Origin of the sequence: Staphylococcus roterodami, assembly GCA_022493055.1 — a bacterium.
Lineage (GTDB): Bacteria > Bacillota > Bacilli > Staphylococcales > Staphylococcaceae > Staphylococcus > Staphylococcus singaporensis.
Map to the genome: position 1 here is coordinate 534,762 of CP092781.1, position 20,570 is coordinate 555,331.

Genomic DNA, 20,570 nt, shown 5'->3' on the forward strand with positions numbered 1-20,570 from the left:
TTATATATGTTATTTGGTAGATTAACTGAACGTGCGCAGCGAGTGTTAGCACATGCTCAAGAAGAAGCAATTCGTTTAAATCATTCAAACATAGGTACAGAACATTTATTATTAGGTTTAATGAAAGAACCCGAAGGAATTGCTGCAAAAGTATTAGAAAGTTTTAACATTACTGAAGATAAAGTAGTTGAAGAAGTTGAAAAGTTAATTGGACATGGTCAAGATCATGTTGGAACTTTGCATTACACACCTAGAGCTAAAAAAGTAATTGAATTGTCTATGGATGAGGCTAGAAAGTTACATCATAATTTTGTCGGAACAGAACATATTTTATTAGGTTTAATCCGTGAAAATGAAGGTGTTGCTGCAAGAGTATTTGCAAATCTTGATTTAAATATTACAAAAGCACGTGCACAAGTTGTAAAAGCTTTAGGAAATCCGGAAATGAGTAATAAAAATGCACAAGCAACTAAAGCTAATAGCACGCCTACATTAGATAGTTTAGCGCGTGATTTAACTGTCATTGCTAAAGATGGTACATTAGATCCTGTTATTGGACGCGATAAAGAAATTACACGTGTTATCGAAGTGTTAAGTAGACGTACTAAAAACAATCCAGTACTTATTGGAGAACCAGGCGTTGGTAAAACTGCTATCGCAGAAGGATTGGCGCAAGCAATTGTGAATAACGAAGTTCCTGAGACATTAAAAGATAAAAGAGTTATGTCATTAGATATGGGAACAGTTGTTGCAGGTACAAAATATCGTGGTGAGTTTGAAGAACGTTTAAAAAAAGTTATGGAAGAAATTCAACAAGCAGGTAATGTAATTCTGTTTATTGATGAATTGCATACTTTAGTTGGTGCTGGTGGTGCAGAAGGTGCAATAGATGCATCTAACATTCTAAAACCAGCATTAGCACGTGGTGAATTGCAATGTATTGGTGCTACAACTTTAGATGAATATCGTAAAAACATTGAAAAAGATGCAGCCTTAGAACGTCGATTCCAACCAGTACAAGTTGATGAACCTTCAGTTGTTGATACAGTAGCTATTTTAAAAGGTTTAAGAGACCGATATGAAGCACATCATCGTATCAATATTTCAGATGAAGCTATCGAAGCGGCCGTTAAATTAAGTAATAGATATGTTTCTGATCGCTTCCTACCAGACAAAGCAATTGATTTAATTGATGAAGCAAGCTCTAAAGTTAGGCTTAAAAGTCACACGACTCCTAACAATTTAAAAGAAATTGAACAAGAAATTGAAAAAGTCAAAAATGAAAAAGATGCAGCAGTACATGCGCAAGAGTTTGAAAATGCTGCTAATTTACGTGATAAACAAACAAAACTTGAGAAACAATATGAAGAAGCTAAAAATGAATGGAAAAATGCGCAAAATGGCATGTCAACGTCTTTATCAGAAGAAGATATTGCTGAAGTCATTGCAGGATGGACAGGTATCCCATTGACTAAAATCAATGAAACAGAATCTGAAAAACTTCTTAGTCTTGAAGATACGTTACATGAGAGAGTTATTGGTCAAAAAGATGCGGTTAATTCTATTAGTAAGGCAGTTAGACGTGCACGTGCAGGATTGAAAGATCCGAAACGTCCAATTGGTAGTTTTATTTTCCTTGGTCCAACTGGTGTTGGTAAAACAGAATTAGCTAGAGCTTTAGCGGAATCAATGTTTGGTGATGATGATGCAATGATTCGTGTTGACATGAGTGAATTTATGGAAAAACACGCTGTGAGTCGTTTAGTCGGTGCACCTCCAGGATATGTAGGACATGATGATGGTGGACAGTTAACTGAAAAAGTTAGACGTAAACCATATTCTGTAATCTTATTCGATGAAATTGAAAAAGCACATCCTGATGTATTTAATATTTTATTACAAGTTCTTGATGATGGGCATTTAACAGATACGAAAGGTCGTACAGTTGATTTTAGAAACACGATTATAATTATGACTTCAAATGTTGGTGCTCAAGAATTACAAGATCAACGCTTTGCAGGATTCGGTGGATCAAGTGATGGACAAGACTATGAAACTATTCGTAAAACAATGTTGAAAGAATTGAAAAACTCATTCCGCCCAGAATTTTTAAACCGTGTTGATGATATTATTGTATTCCACAAATTAACAAAAGAAGAACTAAAAGAAATCGTTACAATGATGGTTAATAAATTAACTAATCGTTTGTCAGAACAAAATATTAATATTGTAGTTACAGATAAAGCAAAAGATAAAATCGCTGAAGAAGGATATGATCCTGAATATGGTGCAAGACCATTGATTAGAGCAATTCAAAAAACTATCGAAGATAATTTAAGTGAATTGATTTTAGATGGCAATAAAATTGAAGGTAAAAAAGTTACGGTGGACCATGATGGAAAAAAATTCAAATACGACATCGGTGAAGAATCTTCTGAAACTATAGAAACTTCAAAAGCATAATAATAAAGACAGCCTGAAACATTAATTTGTTTTGGACTGTCTTTTTCTATGCAGGTTAATTAAATAACTATATTCATTGAGTTAGAATAGTGTTTGAAGTTAGGAAATTCTATTGATGCTTGTTGATTTATGTATTATAAACTGAACTATGCAATATAGTTAAAACTTATGGGTTATAAAAAAATGGCTATTTGATGTAACATTAAGACATATCAAATAAAAATGATTTTCTACAATATTGTGACAAGTTGAGTTGAATTAATTTAATAAGAAAGTATTAAGATTTTAGGTTAGAAAGTCAACTTCTATCAACATTATACAAGTTTATTTTATAATATTCGTAAAAAATAAAACTAATAAAACAGTTTGCCTTAGTACTCATGTTAAAATACAAACAAATGTAACTCACATTTAATTTGTCATAATGAGGTTGTGCGTTTAAAATAGATTTGTTCAAAGGAAAGTGGAGGTGCAATTTTGGCCAAGAAAAAAGTGGTTTTTGAATGTATGGCTTGTGGTTATCAATCTCCTAAATGGATGGGAAAATGTCCCAATTGTGGTGCTTGGAATCAAATGGAGGAAATTGTTGAAAAAGCTGCCAATCCAAAGCATGGAGTAAAAACAAAAGAATTAGCTGGTAAAGTACAAAAATTAAATAGCATTAAACATGAAACGACACCGAGAGTGTTGACGGATTCTGCAGAATTCAACCGCGTATTAGGTGGCGGTATTGTTAGCGGATCACTTGTCTTGATAGGTGGAGATCCAGGTATTGGTAAGTCAACGTTACTGTTACAAATTTGTGCTTCTTTATCACAAAAGAAAAAAGTGTTATATATTACGGGGGAAGAATCCCTTAATCAAACGAAACTTCGAGCAGAGCGTTTAGATGAAGACTCTAGTGAATTGCAAGTATTAGCAGAAACAGATTTAGAAGTTATTTATCAAACAGTTAAAGAGGAACAACCAGACTTGCTAGTAGTTGATTCTATACAAACGATTTATCATCCCGAAATTAGTTCGGCACCGGGTTCTGTTTCACAAGTTCGTGAAAGTACACAAAGTTTAATGAACATTGCAAAACAAATGAATATTGCAACTTTTATTGTTGGACATGTAACGAAAGAAGGTCAAATTGCAGGACCTAGATTACTTGAACATATGGTAGATACAGTACTTTATTTTGAAGGTGATGAACATCATGCATATCGAATTTTACGTGCTGTTAAAAACCGTTTTGGTTCTACAAATGAAATGGGTATTTTTGAAATGAAACAAAGTGGATTAAAAGGTGTTAATAATCCGTCTGAAATGTTTTTAGAAGAACGTTCTACAAATGTTCCTGGGTCAACAATTGTTGCAACGATGGAAGGTACCAGACCGCTTTTAATAGAAGTACAAGCACTTGTAACACCGACAACATTTAATAATCCAAGAAGAATGGCAACGGGAATTGATCATAATCGACTTAGCTTACTAATGGCTGTTTTAGAAAAGAAAGAAAATTATCTATTACAGCAACAAGATGCTTATATCAAAGTCGCAGGTGGTGTGAAATTAACAGAGCCAGCTGTTGATTTAAGTGTAATTGTAGCTACCGCATCAAGCTTTAAAGATAAAGCAGTTGATGGTTTAGATTGTTACATTGGAGAAGTTGGTTTAACGGGTGAGGTACGTCGAGTATCTCGAATAGAACAACGTGTACAAGAAGCCGCAAAGTTAGGATTCAAACGTGCAATTATTCCGAAAAATAATATTGGTGGATGGACATATCCAGAAGGGATTCAAGTCATTGGCGTAACTTCTGTACATGAAGCTCTTTCATTCGCTCTTCATTCATAAAACATCTAGAAAGGAGGACATTGTGTGAATATCGTTAAACTAATTGTAATTATTATTTACTTAATTATTGGGAGTGCATTAGGAATTATCGTTATTCCTGAAATTGCCAATGATCTTGGTTTGCAAGACTCAAATTTATTAAAAAATCACTATGTTGATGGGATAATTGGAAGTATTTTTATTTTCTTAGTCTTGGGCATATTTATTAGACGATTTGCGAATGCTATAAGAGGTTTAGAACATTTTATAATGCGTAGAAGCGCTGTTGAAATATTATTTGCTACGATAGGCTTAATCATTGGATTGCTGATATCTGTCATGGTTTCATTTATATTAGAATCAATTGGTAATTCTATTTTCAATCATTTCATTCCAGTTATAATTACAATATTATTATGCTATTTTGGTTTTCAATTCGGACTTAAAAAACGAGATGAAATGTTAATGTTTTTACCTGAAAATATCGCACGTTCTATGTCTCAACACACTAAAAGTGCAACACCAAAAATTATCGACACAAGCGCAATTATTGACGGACGAATTTTAGAGGTTATTCGTTGCGGTTTTATCGATGGCAATATTTTAATTCCACAAGGTGTGATTAATGAATTGCAAATTGTTGCAGATTCGAATGACAGTGTAAAACGAGAAAAAGGTAAAAGAGGGTTGGACATATTGAATGAATTGTATGACTTGGATTATCCAACAAAAGTTATACATCCAACTAAATCACATAGTGACATCGACACGATGTTATTAAAATTGGCAAAGCAATATCATGCAAGCATTATTACAACAGATTTTAATTTGAATAAAGTTTGTCATGTACATGGCATAAAAGCATTAAATGTTAATGATCTATCAGAAGCAATTAAACCAAATGTACATCAAGGAGATCAGCTACATATTTTATTAACAAAGATGGGCAAAGAGCCTGGTCAAGCTGTTGGATATTTGGATGATGGTACGATGGTTGTTGTTGATAATGCTAAAAATCTAATTGGAAGTCACGTTCATTTAGAAGTAGTAAGTCTTTTGCAAACATCTTCAGGAAGAATTGTATTTGCTAAAAAATTAGATGATACAGTCACTTTATAATAGGTTATTGTCAATTATATATAAATAACCTTAAAGCAAATGAATTATCAAACTTTATAAATAATGCTAAAATATCACTGGAAAACATCATTTGGTGATATGGTTGTTTAAAAAATATTAAAGTTATTCTTATAGAAATTAAGACAGTGAATAGCAAAATCAATGATGACATGATTTAATAATTTAGTCTTGAATTGATTATGCAGTGCAGTCGTACATTTTAAGATAATTAAAATGTATAAGCATAGCAGTCTTGTTTCTTAAGAATAGCTTTTTTAAAGTGTTGAAAAGCAACAACAATCTATTTAAAATTTAAGCATATTACCTAGGAAATTATGTTATGATATAACAATGAAATTATTTTAAAAGTCGTGTTAAAAAGCGTGGTTTCAAATTTTAACAATAAGACTAAAAGCACATTTGTTATTACGGTCGAAGCTAACAAATGAACAACTTAAATGCATGATAATGAATATATAGGAGTGAATATAATGAGTGACCGCATAAGAGTAAGATATGCACCAAGTCCAACTGGATACCTTCATATTGGTAACGCAAGAACTGCGTTATTTAATTACTTGTTTGCAAAACATTACAATGGAGATTTCGTCATCCGCATTGAAGATACGGATAAAAAACGTAACCTTGAAGATGGTGAAACATCCCAATTTGATAATTTAAAATGGTTAGGTTTAGATTGGGATGAGTCAGTAGATAAAGACAAAGGATTCGGACCATACCGACAATCTGAGCGTCAACATATCTATCAACCACTAATAGATCAATTATTAGCGGAAGACAAAGCTTATAAATGCTATATGACTGAAGAAGAATTGGAAGCGGAACGCGAAGCTCAAATTGCACGTGGTGAAATGCCTCGCTATGGTGGTCAACATGCGCATTTGACTGAAGAACAACGCCAACAATTTGAAGCTGAAGGACGTCAGCCATCAATTCGTTTCCGAGTACCTCAAAATCAAACATACGCATTTGATGATATGGTAAAAGGAAATATCTCATTTGATTCAAATGGTATTGGAGATTGGGTAATCGTTAAAAAAGACGGTATTCCAACATATAACTTTGCAGTAGCTATTGATGATCACTATATGGAAATTTCAGATGTTATTCGTGGTGATGATCATATTTCAAATACGCCTAAACAAATCATGATTTATGAAGCATTTGGCTGGGAACCACCTCGTTTTGGTCATATGTCACTAATTGTAAATGAAGAACGTAAAAAGTTAAGTAAGCGTGATGGACAAATCTTACAATTTATTGAGCAATATCGTGATTTAGGATACTTACCAGAAGCGTTGTTCAATTTTATTGCGTTATTAGGATGGTCTCCTGAAGGTGAAGAAGAAATCTTTTCAAAAGATGAATTCATCAAAATTTTTGATGAAAAGCGTTTATCAAAATCACCAGCATTTTTCGATAAGCAAAAATTAGCGTGGGTTAATAACCAATATATGAAGCAAAAAGATACTGAAACAGTATTCCAATTAGCATTACCACATTTAGTTAAAGCAAATTTAATACCTGAGAATGCGTCTGAAGAAGATTTGGAATGGGGACGTAAACTTATCGGACTTTATCAAAAAGAAATGAGTTATGCAGGAGAAATTGTGCCTTTATCAGAAATGTTCTTTAAAGAAATGCCAGCTTTAGGTGAAGAAGAGCAACAAGTGATTGATGGTGAACAAGTGCCAGAATTAATGACTCATTTATATAGTAAACTAGAAGCGCTTGAAACATTTGAGTCAGCAGAAATTAAAAAGACAATTAAAGAAGTACAAAAAGAAACAGGTATCAAAGGCAAACAATTATTTATGCCAATTCGAGTTGCTGTAACAGGTCAAATGCATGGGCCTGAATTACCAAATACTATTGAAGTGCTTGGTAAAGATAAAGTGTTAAGTCGTCTAAAACAGTACATTTAATCATTAACTTAAATTATTGAAGCATATACTTGAATTTTAAGACATAAGCGCCTATGATAAAGTTGTATTATCAAATTAAAATATAACGAATTAAATTTTATAAAGTCGAAGGATTAGTAATTAAATTTATACGATTCAGAGAGTGTACGGTTGCTGTAAGTACAACGTAAAAATTAATGAATGCACCTTCGTATATTTAATTAAATATATAACGAGAGTAGTAGGTATTAAAAAGAGGTCGTTCGCAAACATTGCAACAATGATAATCTTTTGAGATGCCCTATACTGAATTCAGAGTGGAACCGTGCGGAAGCGCCTCTAACATTAAAAATTAAATGTTAGTGGTGCTTTTTTACATTAAATTAAGGGTACTTCAGTTATATATTTATGTAGTTCAATCGTTGAGGAGGAAATGATCTTGTTAAAAAGAATGAGAGACGACATAAAAATGGTATTTGAGCAGGATCCAGCGGCACGTTCAACATTAGAAATTATTACAACATATGCCGGGTTACATGCAGTATGGAGTCATTTGATTGCACATAAATTATACAATCAAAAAAAATATGTTGCAGCACGCGCAATATCTCAAATTTCAAGATTTTTTACAGGTATAGAAATTCATCCAGGTGCTAAAATTGGTAAGCGTCTATTTATTGACCACGGTATGGGTGTAGTGATTGGTGAAACATGCACAATCGGTGATAATGTGACAATTTATCAAGGAGTTACACTTGGGGGTACAGGGAAAGAAAAAGGGAAAAGACATCCGGATATCGGAGATAATGTTTTAATCGCAGCAGGTGCTAAAGTTTTAGGTAATATAAAAATAAATTCAAATGTAAATATTGGAGCAAATTCAGTTGTTTTACAATCGGTACCAAGTTATTCAACAGTCGTTGGCATACCAGGGCATATTGTTAAACAAGATGGTGTCAGAGTTGGCAAAACATTCGACCACCGTAACCTACCAGATCCAATTTATGAACAAATTAAGCATTTAGAACGACAACTTGAAAAGACTAGGAATGGAGAGATTCAAGATGATTACATTATATAATACACTTACTCGTCAAAAAGAAGTGTTCAAACCAATAGAACCAGGGAAGGTAAAAATGTATGTATGTGGACCAACCGTATATAACTATATCCACATAGGTAATGCGAGACCGGCTATTAACTATGACGTAGTAAGACGTTACTTTGAATATCAAGGTTATGATGTAGAATATGTGTCTAACTTTACTGATGTAGACGATAAATTAATTAAACGTTCTCAAGAATTAAATCAATCAGTTCCAGAAATAGCAGAAAAATATATTGCAGCATTTCACGAAGATGTAGGTGCTTTAAATGTGAAGAAAGCAACATCAAATCCACGCGTGATGGATCACATGGATGATATTATCAAGTTTATTAAAGAACTAGTTGATCAAGGATATGCATATGAAAGCGGTGGCGATGTTTACTTTAGAACACGTAAATTTGATGGCTATGGCAAATTAAGTCATCAATCAATTGATGATTTAAAAGTTGGTGCGCGTATAGATGCAGGTGAACATAAGGAAGATGCATTGGACTTTACCTTATGGAAAAAAGCAAAACCAGGTGAAATAAGCTGGGATAGCCCATTCGGTGAAGGGCGTCCAGGCTGGCATATTGAATGTTCAGTTATGGCATTTCATGAACTAGGTGCAACGATAGATATTCATGCAGGTGGTTCGGATTTACAGTTTCCACATCATGAAAATGAAATTGCGCAATCAGAAGCACATAATCATGCACCGTTTGCTAATTATTGGATGCATAATGGTTTTATAAATATTGATAATGAAAAAATGAGTAAATCATTAGGTAACTTTATTTTAGTACACGACATTATTAAAGAAGTAGATCCTGATGTACTAAGATTCTTTATGATAAGTGTACATTATAGAAGTCCGATTAATTACAATTTAGAATTAGTAGAATCAGCTCGTAGCGGACTTGAACGTATTCGTAATAGTTATCAGTTAATCGAAGAGCGTGCCGAAATTGCTACTAATATTGAAAATCAACAGTCATATATTGAACAAATTGATATAATTTTAAATCGTTTTGAAACAGTTATGAATGATGATTTTAATACAGCTAACGCAATTACAGCATGGTATGATTTAGCAAAATTAGCTAATAAATATGTGCTTGAGAATACGACTTCCACAGCAGTCATTAATAAATTCAAAGCGGTGTATCAAACTTTTAGTGATGTGTTAGGTGTGCCATTAAAATCTAAAAATGCCGATGAATTATTAGATGAAGATGTTGAAAAATTAATCGAAGAACGTAATGAAGCTAGAAAAAACAAAGATTTTGCAAGAGCTGATGAGATTAGAGATATGTTGAAAGAACAAAATATTATTTTAGAAGACACACCTCAAGGAGTTAGATTTAAACGTGGATAACCAACAAGATTATCAAATAAAGTTATTAAATCCATTAACTCTAGCATACATGGGGGACGCAGTTTTAGATCAATATGTACGTAATTATATTGTTATGAAGCTTAAAAGTAAGCCGAATAAATTACATCAAATGTCAAAAAAATATGTATCTGCAAAAAGCCAAGCTCAGACGCTAGAATATCTAATTGAACATGAATGGTTTACAGAAGAAGAAATGGCGATTTTGAAGCGAGGACGTAATGCGAAAAGTCATACTAAAGCAAAAAATACCGATATTCAAACTTATCGTAAAAGTTCTGCATTGGAAGCTGTTATCGGGTTTCTTTATTTGGATAAGAGAGAAGAACGATTAGAGGTATTATTAAATAAAATTATAACCATAGTTAATGAAAGGTAGTGGCGACATGGAAGATACAGTTATTGTTGGTAGGCATGCTGTTAGAGAAGCAATTATTACAGGACACCCTATAAATAAAATATTGATTCAAGAAGGTATAAAAAAACAACAAATCAATGAAATTTTAAAAAATGCTAAAGATCAAAAAATCATTGTCCAAACAGTACCAAAATCTAAATTAGATTTTTTAGCAAATGCACCTCATCAGGGTGTGGCAGCGCTCATTGCACCATACGAATATGCAGATTTCGGACAATTTTTAAAACAGCAAAAAGAGAAAGATGGTTTATCGACAGTACTTATATTAGACGGGTTAGAAGATCCGCACAATTTAGGGTCAATTTTAAGAACTGCAGATGCAACGGGTGTTGATGGTGTGATTATTCCTAAACGACGATCAGTTACTTTGACACAAACGGTTGCTAAAGCTTCAACTGGTGCGATAGAACATATCCCTGTAATAAGGGTAACTAATTTAGCTAAGACAATAGATGAACTTAAAGATAATGGTTTTTGGGTAGCGGGTACAGAAGCAAATAATGCTACAGACTATAGAAATCTTGAAGCGGATATGTCATTAGCAATTGTCATTGGTAGCGAAGGTCAAGGTATGAGTCGCTTAGTAAGTGACAAATGCGACTTCTACATTAAAATACCAATGGTAGGGCATGTGAACAGCCTAAATGCATCAGTTGCTGCAAGTTTAATGATGTACGAAGTATTTCGTAAAAGACATGACGTTGGAGAAATATAATGAAGGAACGTTACTTAATCATTGATGGATATAATATGATTGGTCAATCACCAACATTGAGCGCCATTGCGAAAGAAAATTTGGAAGAAGCACGGTTACAATTAATTGATGCAATTGCAAACTATAATGCAGTTATTTCAGATGAAATTATTTGTGTTTTCGATGCTTACGAGCAATCTGGTATCGAGAGAGAGTATATGTACCACGGTGTTAAAACGATTTTTACCAAAGAGAAAGAGACTGCAGATAGTTTTATTGAACGATTTGTGTATGAGCTCTACGACAAACATACAAAACACATTACAGTTGTTACTAGTGATATGAGTGAGCAACATGCAATTTTTGGATCTGGGGCATATCGGATTTCTTCAAGAGAAATGTGGAGAGATTTGAAAGAAAATGAAATCGACGTAAGTAAATCGTTAGATGATATTAGTGAAAATAAGCCAAGAACTAGAATTCCGCTTTCTTCTGAGATACTTGCAGAATTCGAAAAAATTCGACGAGGACATCATAAAAAGTAAGATTATTGTCACCTTGAAAATCTAAATATAACAGTATTAAACTAACCATAATCTTAAGGTAGAAGGGGTTAGTTTAATTTTTGGAAAGATATGTATCGGCGCACAATAATGTTGGAAAAGTCAGCAATATAGTTGACGAAAATGAATTTGAAAAGCTAATTACGAATTTGAAACCAATAATCATTCGACGTATGAAAAGATTTGGATTTCAACACCATGATTTGGAAGATTTATATCAAGAAATACTTATAAAGATATATAGAGCAACTAAAACATTTGATTTTAATGGTGAACAACCATTTGTGAATTATGTTCAATGTTTAATCACTTCAGTTAAATACGATTATTTAAGGAAGTGTTTAGCATCTTCTAAAAGAATGGATAACTTAGTAAATGAATATAAAGTTATATATCCATGTGCATTAAATCATCATGACATTGAAAGAAATTATTTAAATAAACTGACTGTCTCAGAGTTGATTTATCAGTTTAAACATTTAAGTGTATTTGAAAAGGAAGTAATGTATTTTATATGCGAACAATATAAGCCAAGAGAGATTGCCCGATTGATGAATGTTAAAGAAAAAACTATTTATAATGCAATTCAACGTTGTAAAAGTAAAATAAGACAGCATTTTAAAATGATTTGAGATTCATTACAGTAATAGGGTTAAATAAGCATGTGATACTTCTTGGATAGTTTGACATTTGTTATAAATTTTATGTATAGTATACTGGTATTATAATGAATAAAGGTGAAGTATTGTGAGAAAAATACCTTTAAATTGTGAGGTTTGTGGCAATAGAAATTACAATGTTCCTAAGCAAGAAGGCTCGGCAACAAGATTAACTTTAAAGAAATATTGTCCGAAATGTAACACGCACACAATTCATAAAGAATCGAAATAAATACATTCAAAATAATACTTTGAAAATATGTTCAAAGGATTTGGAGGTTGAACAGATGGCTAAAAAAGAAAGTTTCTTTAAAGGCGTTAAGTCTGAAATGGAAAAAACAAGTTGGCCGACGAAAGAAGAGCTATTTAAATATACTGTAATTGTAGTCTCTACTGTTATATTCTTCTTAGTCTTTTTCTATGCCTTAGATTTAGGAATTACAGCATTGAAAAATTTATTATTTGGTTAGAGGAGTGAAGACATGTCTGAAGAAGTTGGCGCAAAGCGTTGGTATGCAGTGCATACATATTCTGGATATGAAAACAAAGTTAAAAAGAATTTAGAAAAAAGAGTAGAATCTATGAATATGACTGAACAAATCTTTAGAGTAGTCATACCGGAAGAAGAAGAAACTCAAGTAAAAGATGGTAAAGCTAAAACAACGGTTAAGAAGACATTTCCTGGCTATGTTTTAGTGGAATTAATAATGACGGACGAATCTTGGTATGTAGTTAGAAATACGCCAGGTGTTACTGGGTTTGTTGGATCTGCTGGTGCAGGATCAAAACCAAATCCATTATTGCCAGATGAAGTACGTTTTATTCTAAAACAAATGGGACTTAAAGAAAAAACAATCGATGTAGAACTCGAAGTTGGTGAACAAGTCCGTATTAAATCTGGTCCGTTTGCAAATCAAGTTGGTGAAGTTCAAGAAATTGAAACAGATAAGTTTAAGTTAACAGTTTTAGTAGATATGTTTGGACGTGAAACACCAGTTGAAGTTGAATTTGACCAAATTGAAAAGCTTTAATTTAATATTAAAGTAATTAAACTAACCAAAAGATAAAAAAGAGTATTGATTTTTTAATTAGAAAAGTGTTAAAATTATGTGGTCGCGCTTTTAGAGCGCCCATTTCGTCACGAAATGTTAAGAGTGGGAGGGCAAAACTGAGCCCTGTGACCACATCACGATATCAAGGAGGTGCACATCGTGGCTAAAAAAGTAGATAAAGTTGTTAAATTACAAATTCCTGCAGGTAAAGCGAATCCAGCACCACCAGTTGGTCCAGCATTAGGTCAAGCAGGTGTGAACATCATGGGATTCTGTAAAGAGTTCAATGCACGTACTCAAGATCAAGCAGGTTTAATTATTCCGGTAGAAATCAGTGTTTATGAAGATCGTTCATTTACATTCATTACAAAAACTCCACCGGCTCCAGTATTACTTAAAAAAGCAGCTGGTATTGAAAAAGGTTCTGGTGAACCAAACAAAACTAAAGTTGCTACAGTAACTAAAGATCAAGTACGCGAAATTGCTAACAGCAAAATGCAAGACTTAAACGCTGCAGACGAAGAAGCAGCTATGCGTATTATCGAAGGTACTGCACGTAGTATGGGTATCGTTGTAGAATAATAATTCGAATATTAAATTTGATTAAAAGATTTAAACGATGAAGCAGATAACAGAGATAATAATGATGAATTATAAATATAATCTGTATGACTAGATTAATGATTGATTTATTCATAAGATTAGTTCTTCTGTTGTCTGCTCTTAACTTGCATCAAGCAAGTAATGTGGGAGGAAATTCCGCTAAAACCACTAAAGGAGGAACTATAAATGGCTAAAAAAGGTAAAAAGTATCAAGAAGCAGCTAGTAAAGTTGACCGTACTCAGCACTACAGTGTTGAAGAAGCAATTAAATTAGCTAAAGAAACAAGCATTGCTAACTTTGACGCTTCTGTTGAAGTTGCATTCCGTTTAGGAATTGATACACGTAAAAATGACCAACAAATCCGTGGTGCAGTAGTACTACCTAACGGAACTGGTAAATCACAAAGTGTATTAGTATTCGCTAAAGGCGATAAAATTGCTGAAGCTGAGGCAGCAGGTGCTGACTATGTAGGTGAAGCAGAATACGTTCAAAAAATCCAACAAGGTTGGTTTGACTTCGATGTAGTTGTTGCTACACCAGATATGATGGGTGAAGTTGGTAAATTAGGTCGTGTATTAGGACCTAAAGGTTTAATGCCAAACCCTAAAACTGGAACTGTAACAATGGATGTTAAAAAAGCTGTTGAAGAAATCAAAGCTGGTAAAGTAGAATACCGTGCTGAAAAAGCTGGTATCGTACATGCATCAATTGGTAAAGTTTCATTCACTGATGAACAATTAATCGAAAACTTCAATACTTTACAAGATGTATTAGCTAAAGCTAAACCATCATCTGCTAAAGGTACTTACTTCAAATCTGTTGCTGTAACTACAACAATGGGTCCTGGAGTTAAAATTGATACTGCAAGTTTCAAATAATAAATGATATAAATGATTACAGGCTGAAAGAATTTACTTTCAGTCTGTAAAAATATATTGACAATGAGTGGTTTACAAGTTATATTACTTATTGTGATTATTTTACCTAAGACAGTAGGAGTTATTTTTTAACTTAAAATTTATCCTACCGAGGCTAAAATTGACTTGAACGTGATGATTAATGATCTTTCAAGCACTTTTTGCCGTGGGTAGAAAGTGCTTTTTTTATTAAATTTAAAAAAAGCACCAAAAATTTAAATGGAGGTGTCTGAATGTCTGCTATCATTGAAGCTAAAAAACAATTAGTTGATGAAATCGCTGAGGTACTATCAAATTCAGTTTCTACAGTAATCGTTGACTATCGTGGATTAACAGTAGCTGAAGTTACTGACTTACGTTCACAATTACGTGAAGCTGGTGTTGAGTATAAAGTATACAAAAACACTATGGTACGTCGTGCAGCTGAAAAAGCTGGTATCGAAGGCTTAGATGAATTCTTAACAGGTCCTACTGCTATTGCAACTTCAAGTGAAGATGCTGTAGCTGCAGCGAAAGTAATTTCTGGATTTGCTAAAGATCATGAAGCGTTAGAAATTAAATCAGGCGTTATGGAAGGCAATGTTATTACAGCAGAAGAAGTTAAGACTGTTGGTTCATTACCTTCACACGATGGTCTTGTATCTATGCTTTTATCAGTATTACAAGCTCCTGTACGCAACTTCGCTTATGCGGTTAAAGCTATTGGAGAACAAAAAGAAGAAAACGCTGAATAATTTTTAGCGTAAAAAAATTAAAAATAATGGAGGAATTATAAAATGGCTAATCATGAACAAATCATTGAAGCGATTAAAGAAATGTCAGTATTAGAATTAAACGACTTAGTAAAAGCAATTGAAGAAGAATTTGGTGTAACTGCAGCTGCTCCAGTAGCAGTAGCAGGTGCAGCTGGTGGCGCTGACGCTGCAGCAGAAAAAACTGAATTTGACGTTGAGTTAACTTCAGCTGGTTCATCTAAAATCAAAGTTGTTAAAGCTGTTAAAGAAGCAACTGGTTTAGGATTAAAAGATGCTAAAGAATTAGTAGACGGAGCTCCTAAAGTAATCAAAGAAGCTTTACCTAAAGAAGAAGCTGAAAAACTTAAAGAACAATTAGAAGAAGTTGGAGCTACTGTAGAATTAAAATAATTCTAGTATCTTAAACTTAATAGTCAAAGTTTTATAACAATCATAGCCATATATGGATGATTGTTGTAATGAAATGATTCTTTGAGAAGTTAAAACCCCGTTATTTTGATAACGGGGTTTTATTCATGTAAACACATAACATAATGTTATAATAATGACGAGTTACAAAATGAAGATGAGGTGGAATAATGAGTCATTACTATGATGAAGACCCAAGTGTAAGTAGCAATGAGCAACGAATTCAATATCAAGTGAATCAACATCTTATCCATTTAATTACTGACAATGGCGTTTTTTCAAAAGATCGAGTGGACTACGGATCAGATGTTCTCATTCAAACTTTTTTAAAAGCACATCCACCTGGACCGAGTAAAAGAATAGCTGACGTTGGATGTGGATATGGTCCTATAGGTTTGATGATTGCAAAAGTATCTCCGCATCATACGATTACTATGCTAGATGTGAATCATAGAGCACTTGCTTTAGTTGAGAAAAACAAAAAATTAAATGACATTGACAATGTAATTGTAAAAGAAAGCGATGCTTTATCTGCAGTAGAAAATGAAAGTTTAGATTTTGTATTGACTAATCCACCGATAAGGGCAGGTAAGAAAACCGTACATCGTATTTTCGAACAAGCATTTGACAAATTGGACGCAAATGGAGAATTATTTGTTGTTATACAGAAAAAGCAAGGAATGCCATCTGCAAAGAAAAAAATGGAAGTGCTTTTTGGAAATGTAGAAGTGCTGAATAAAGATAAAGGATATTATATTCTAAGAAGCATAAAAGCTTGAAATGAATTCGATATTCTGTTATAGTTATATAATGTAAAAATTTATGTTCAATAAGTGTGTACTTTTACGTTAAATAGATAAGTTAATTAGGAATGAATATAGAATCGAAAATGGTGTCATCATTAGTGTTGCCGTTTTCTTTTTGTCTTTTTATTAATATGCTTATGTTATTTAACTAAAAGCGGATCACATAATTTTTGAGGGGTGAATCTGTTTGGCAGGTCAAGTTGTCCAATATGGAAGACATCGTAAACGTAGAAACTACGCGAGAATTTCAGAAGTATTAGAATTACCAAACTTAATAGAAATTCAAACTAAATCTTACGAGTGGTTCCTTAGAGAAGGTTTAATCGAAATGTTTAGAGACATTTCGCCAATTGAAGACTTTACTGGTAATTTATCATTAGAATTTGTGGATTACCGTTTAGGAGAACCAAAATATGATTTAGAAGAATCTAAAAACCGTGACGCTACTTATGCTGCACCTCTTCGTGTAAAAGTGCGTCTAATAATTAAAGAAACTGGTGAAGTTAAAGAACAAGAAGTTTTCATGGGTGATTTCCCATTAATGACTGATACAGGTACGTTCGTAATCAATGGTGCTGAACGTGTAATCGTATCTCAATTAGTTCGTTCACCATCCGTTTATTTTAATGAAAAAATCGACAAAAATGGTCGCGAAAACTATGATGCAACTATTATTCCTAACCGTGGTGCATGGTTAGAATATGAAACAGACGCAAAAGATGTGGTTTATGTTCGTATCGATAGAACACGTAAATTACCTTTAACAGTATTATTACGTGCTTTAGGTTTTTCAAGTGATCAAGAAATTGTTGACCTTTTAGGTGACAATGAATATTTACGTAATACTTTAGAGAAAGATAGCACTGAAAACACAGAACAAGCGTTACTAGAAATCTATGAACGTTTGCGTCCAGGTGAACCACCAACGGTTGAAAATGCGAAGAGTCTATTGTATTCACGTTTCTTCGATCCAAAACGCTATGATTTAGCGAGTGTAGGTCGTTATAAAACAAACAAAAAATTACATTTAAAACATCGTTTATTCAATCAAAAATTAGCTGAGCCAATTGTTAATACTGAAACTGGTGAAATCGTTGTTGAAGAAGGTACGGTACTTGATCGTCGCAAACTAGATGAAATCATGGACGTTCTTGAAGCAAACGCAAACAGTGAAGTATTTGAATTACATGGTAGTGTCATTGATGAACCAGTTGAAATTCAATCTATCAAAGTTTATGTGCCTAATGATGATGAAGGTCGCACTACAACAGTAATTGGTAATGCTTTCCCTGATTCAGAAGTTAAATGTATTACACCAGCAGATATTATTGCTTCAATGAGTTATTTCTTTAACTTATTAAGTGGTATTGGATACACAGATGATATCGACCATTTAGGTAACCGTCGATTACGTTCAGTTGGGGAATTATTACAAAACCAATTCCGTATCGGTTTATCAAGAATGGAAAGAGTTGTACGTGAGAGAATGTCAATTCAAGACACAGAGTCTATCACACCTCAACAATTAATTAATATTCGTCCTGTAATTGCATCTATTAAAGAGTTCTTTGGTAGCTCTCAATTATCACAATTCATGGACCAAGCTAACCCATTAGCTGAGTTAACGCACAAACGTCGTCTATCAGCTTTAGGACCGGGTGGTTTAACACGTGAACGTGCTCAAATGGAAGTACGTGACGTTCACTACTCTCACTATGGTCGTATGTGTCCAATCGAAACGCCTGAGGGACCAAACATTGGTTTAATTAACTCATTGTCTAGTTATGCCCGTGTAAATGAATTTGGATTCATTGAAACACCTTACCGTAAAGTAGATCTTGATACACACGCAATCACAGATCAAATTGACTATTTAACAGCTGATGAAGAGGATAGCTATGTGGTAGCACAAGCGAACTCTAAATTAGATGAAAACGGTCGATTCATGGATGATGAAGTAGTGTGTCGTTTCCGTGGTAACAATACAGTTATGGCTAAAGAAAAAATGGATTACATGGATGTATCACCTAAACAGGTAGTTTCAGCTGCGACAGCATGTATTCCATTCTTAGAAAACGATGACTCTAACCGTGCATTGATGGGTGCGAACATGCAACGTCAAGCAGTACCTTTGATGAATCCAGAAGCGCCATTTGTTGGTACTGGTATGGAACACGTTGCAGCACGTGACTCTGGTGCAGCTATTACAGCTAAGCATAGAGGTCGTGTTGAGCATGTGGAATCAAATGAAATTCTTGTACGTCGTTTTGTTGAAGAAAATGGCATTGAACATGAAGGAGAATTAGATCGTTATCCATTAGCTAAATTTAAACGTTCAAACTCAGGTACATGTTACAACCAACGTCCAATCGTTGCAGTTGGAGATGTTGTTGAGTACAACGAAATCTTGGCAGATGGTCCATCTATGGAATTAGGTGAAATGGCATTAGGTAGAAACGTAGTTGTCGGTTTCATGACTTGGGATGGTTATAACTATGAGGATGCCGTAATCATGAGTGAAAGACTTGTGAAAGATGACGTTTATACATCTATTCATATTGAAGAATATGAATCAGAAGCTCGTGACACTAAGTTAGGACCTGAAGAAATTACAAGGGATATTCCTAATGTTTCTGAAAGTGCACTTAAAAACTTAGATGATCGTGGTATCGTTTATGTTGGTGCAGAAGTTAAAGATGGAGATATTTTAGTTGGTAAAGTAACGCCTAAAGGTGTGACTGAATTAACTGCTGAAGAAAGATTATTACATGCGATTTTTGGTGAAAAAGCACGCGAAGTTAGAGATACTTCATTACGTGTTCCTCACGGTGCTGGTGGTATCGTTCTTGATGTAAAAGTGTTTAATCGTGAAGAGGGTGATGATACTTTATCACCTGGTGTAAATCAATTAGTACGTGTATACATCGTTCAAAAACGTAAAATTCATGTTGGTGACAAAATGTGTGGTCGACATGGTAACAAGGGTGTAATCTCTAAGATTGTTCCTGAAGAAGACATGCCTTATTTACCAGATGGACGTCCGATTGATATCATGTTAAACCCACTTGGTGTACCATCTCGTATGAATATCGGACAAGTATTAGAGTTGCACTTAGGTATGGCTGCTAAAAATCTTGGTATTCACGTTGCATCACCTGTATTCGATGGTGCAAACGATGACGACGTATGGTCAACAATTGAAGAAGCTGGTATGGCTCGTGATGGTAAAACTGTACTTTATGATGGCCGTACAGGTGAACCTTTCGATAACCGTATTTCAGTAGGTGTAATGTACATGTTGAAACTTGCGCACATGGTTGATGATAAATTACATGCGCGTTCAACAGGACCATACTCACTAGTTACACAACAACCACTTGGTGGTAAAGCTCAATTCGGTGGACAACGTTTCGGTGAGATGGAGGTATGGGCACTTGAGGCATATGGTGCTGCATATACATTACAAGAAATCCTAACTTACAAATCTGATGATACAGTAGGTCGTGTGAAAACATACGAAGCTATTGTTAAAGGTGAAAACATCTCTAGACCAAGTGTTCCAGAGTCATTCCGAGTATTGATGAAAGAATTACAAAGTTTAGGATTAGATGTAAAAGTTATGGATGAGCAAGATAATGAAATCGAAATGACAGACGTTGACGACGATGATGTTGTAGAACGTAAAGTAGATTTACAACAAAATGATGCTCCTGAAACACAAAAAGAAGTTACTGATTAATACGCAATTTACAAAATTCGGCAATAAAGATACTAAACTGAATAAAATAAACGATTCAGTTTAGTACTTTAAGCCATTTTAAATAAATGCAAATCAATCAAATAGCACAGCTAATCTAAATTGAAGGAGGTAGGCTCCTTGATT

At 33.8% G+C, this 20,570-nt stretch carries 19 protein-coding genes and 1 other annotated feature; all 19 genes read left to right on the forward strand.

Annotation, left to right across the window (positions count from 1 at the left end; genetic code table 11):
* Positions 1–6 precede the first annotated feature (6 nt).
* Positions 7–2,463, forward strand: coding sequence for an ATP-dependent Clp protease ATP-binding subunit (locus ML436_02550; protein ID UMT78626.1), 2,457 nt, complete (start codon positions 7–9; stop codon positions 2,461–2,463).
* Between the two features lie 477 nt (positions 2,464–2,940).
* Entirely contained in the window at positions 2,941–4,305 is a 1,365-nt protein-coding gene (gene radA, locus ML436_02555) for a DNA repair protein RadA (protein ID UMT78627.1), read from the forward strand.
* Positions 4,306–4,329: 24 nt separating this feature from the next.
* Positions 4,330–5,403 (forward strand): PIN/TRAM domain-containing protein, encoded by a 1,074-nt coding sequence (locus ML436_02560; GenBank protein ID UMT78628.1) that lies wholly within the window; start codon positions 4,330–4,332, stop codon positions 5,401–5,403.
* A gap of 491 nt (positions 5,404–5,894) precedes the next feature.
* Positions 5,895–7,349, forward strand: coding sequence for a glutamate--tRNA ligase (gene gltX / locus ML436_02565; GenBank protein UMT78629.1), 1,455 nt, complete (start codon positions 5,895–5,897; stop codon positions 7,347–7,349).
* A gap of 412 nt (positions 7,350–7,761) precedes the next feature.
* Complete coding sequence (cysE, locus tag ML436_02570; GenBank protein ID UMT78630.1) at positions 7,762–8,409, forward strand: serine O-acetyltransferase; 648 nt, start codon at positions 7,762–7,764, stop codon at positions 8,407–8,409.
* Positions 8,393–9,793, forward strand: coding sequence for a cysteine--tRNA ligase (cysS, locus tag ML436_02575; GenBank protein ID UMT78631.1), 1,401 nt, complete (start codon positions 8,393–8,395; stop codon positions 9,791–9,793). Before cysE ends, cysS begins: the two co-directional genes overlap by 17 nt.
* The gene (locus ML436_02580; GenBank protein UMT78632.1) at positions 9,786–10,190 is read left to right on the forward strand and encodes a Mini-ribonuclease 3; all 405 of its coding nucleotides are present in this window, start codon (positions 9,786–9,788) and stop codon (positions 10,188–10,190) included. The genes cysS and ML436_02580 overlap by 8 nt, the downstream gene beginning before the upstream one ends.
* Before the next feature lie 7 nt (positions 10,191–10,197).
* Complete coding sequence (rlmB, locus tag ML436_02585; GenBank protein UMT78633.1) at positions 10,198–10,944, forward strand: 23S rRNA (guanosine(2251)-2'-O)-methyltransferase RlmB; 747 nt, start codon at positions 10,198–10,200, stop codon at positions 10,942–10,944.
* On the forward strand, positions 10,944–11,468 hold the full coding sequence (locus tag ML436_02590) for an NYN domain-containing protein (protein ID UMT78634.1): 525 nt from the start codon (positions 10,944–10,946) through the stop codon (positions 11,466–11,468). Before rlmB ends, ML436_02590 begins: the two co-directional genes overlap by 1 nt.
* Before the next feature lie 80 nt (positions 11,469–11,548).
* A complete protein-coding gene (locus ML436_02595; GenBank protein UMT78635.1) occupies positions 11,549–12,118 on the forward strand; it encodes an RNA polymerase sigma factor in 570 nt (189 codons plus the stop codon).
* Positions 12,119–12,233: 115 nt separating this feature from the next.
* Positions 12,234–12,377, forward strand: a complete 144-nt coding sequence (gene rpmG, locus ML436_02600) for a 50S ribosomal protein L33 (GenBank protein ID UMT78636.1) — start codon at positions 12,234–12,236, stop codon at positions 12,375–12,377.
* Between the two features lie 55 nt (positions 12,378–12,432).
* Positions 12,433–12,615 (forward strand): preprotein translocase subunit SecE, encoded by a 183-nt coding sequence (secE, locus tag ML436_02605; protein ID UMT78637.1) that lies wholly within the window; start codon positions 12,433–12,435, stop codon positions 12,613–12,615.
* A gap of 12 nt (positions 12,616–12,627) precedes the next feature.
* The gene (gene nusG / locus ML436_02610) at positions 12,628–13,176 is read left to right on the forward strand and encodes a transcription termination/antitermination protein NusG (GenBank protein ID UMT78638.1); all 549 of its coding nucleotides are present in this window, start codon (positions 12,628–12,630) and stop codon (positions 13,174–13,176) included.
* 180 nt (positions 13,177–13,356) lie between these two features.
* Positions 13,357–13,779 carry a 50S ribosomal protein L11 gene (gene rplK / locus ML436_02615; GenBank protein ID UMT78639.1) on the forward strand — a complete coding sequence of 141 codons (423 nt, stop codon included), beginning with the start codon at positions 13,357–13,359 and terminating at the stop codon, positions 13,777–13,779.
* A 207-nt stretch (positions 13,780–13,986) separates the two neighbouring features.
* On the forward strand, positions 13,987–14,679 hold the full coding sequence (gene rplA, locus ML436_02620; protein ID UMT78640.1) for a 50S ribosomal protein L1: 693 nt from the start codon (positions 13,987–13,989) through the stop codon (positions 14,677–14,679).
* An 87-nt stretch (positions 14,680–14,766) separates the two neighbouring features.
* Positions 14,767–14,914, forward strand: a sequence feature (ribosomal protein L10 leader region).
* A gap of 37 nt (positions 14,915–14,951) precedes the next feature.
* The gene (gene rplJ, locus ML436_02625) at positions 14,952–15,452 is read left to right on the forward strand and encodes a 50S ribosomal protein L10 (GenBank protein UMT78641.1); all 501 of its coding nucleotides are present in this window, start codon (positions 14,952–14,954) and stop codon (positions 15,450–15,452) included.
* A 42-nt stretch (positions 15,453–15,494) separates the two neighbouring features.
* Positions 15,495–15,863, forward strand: a complete 369-nt coding sequence (rplL, locus tag ML436_02630) for a 50S ribosomal protein L7/L12 (protein UMT78642.1) — start codon at positions 15,495–15,497, stop codon at positions 15,861–15,863.
* A gap of 188 nt (positions 15,864–16,051) precedes the next feature.
* The gene (locus tag ML436_02635) at positions 16,052–16,660 is read left to right on the forward strand and encodes a class I SAM-dependent methyltransferase (protein UMT78643.1); all 609 of its coding nucleotides are present in this window, start codon (positions 16,052–16,054) and stop codon (positions 16,658–16,660) included.
* A gap of 214 nt (positions 16,661–16,874) precedes the next feature.
* Positions 16,875–20,426 carry a DNA-directed RNA polymerase subunit beta gene (rpoB, locus tag ML436_02640; GenBank protein UMT78644.1) on the forward strand — a complete coding sequence of 1,184 codons (3,552 nt, stop codon included), beginning with the start codon at positions 16,875–16,877 and terminating at the stop codon, positions 20,424–20,426.
* Positions 20,427–20,570: the final 144 nt, after the last annotated feature.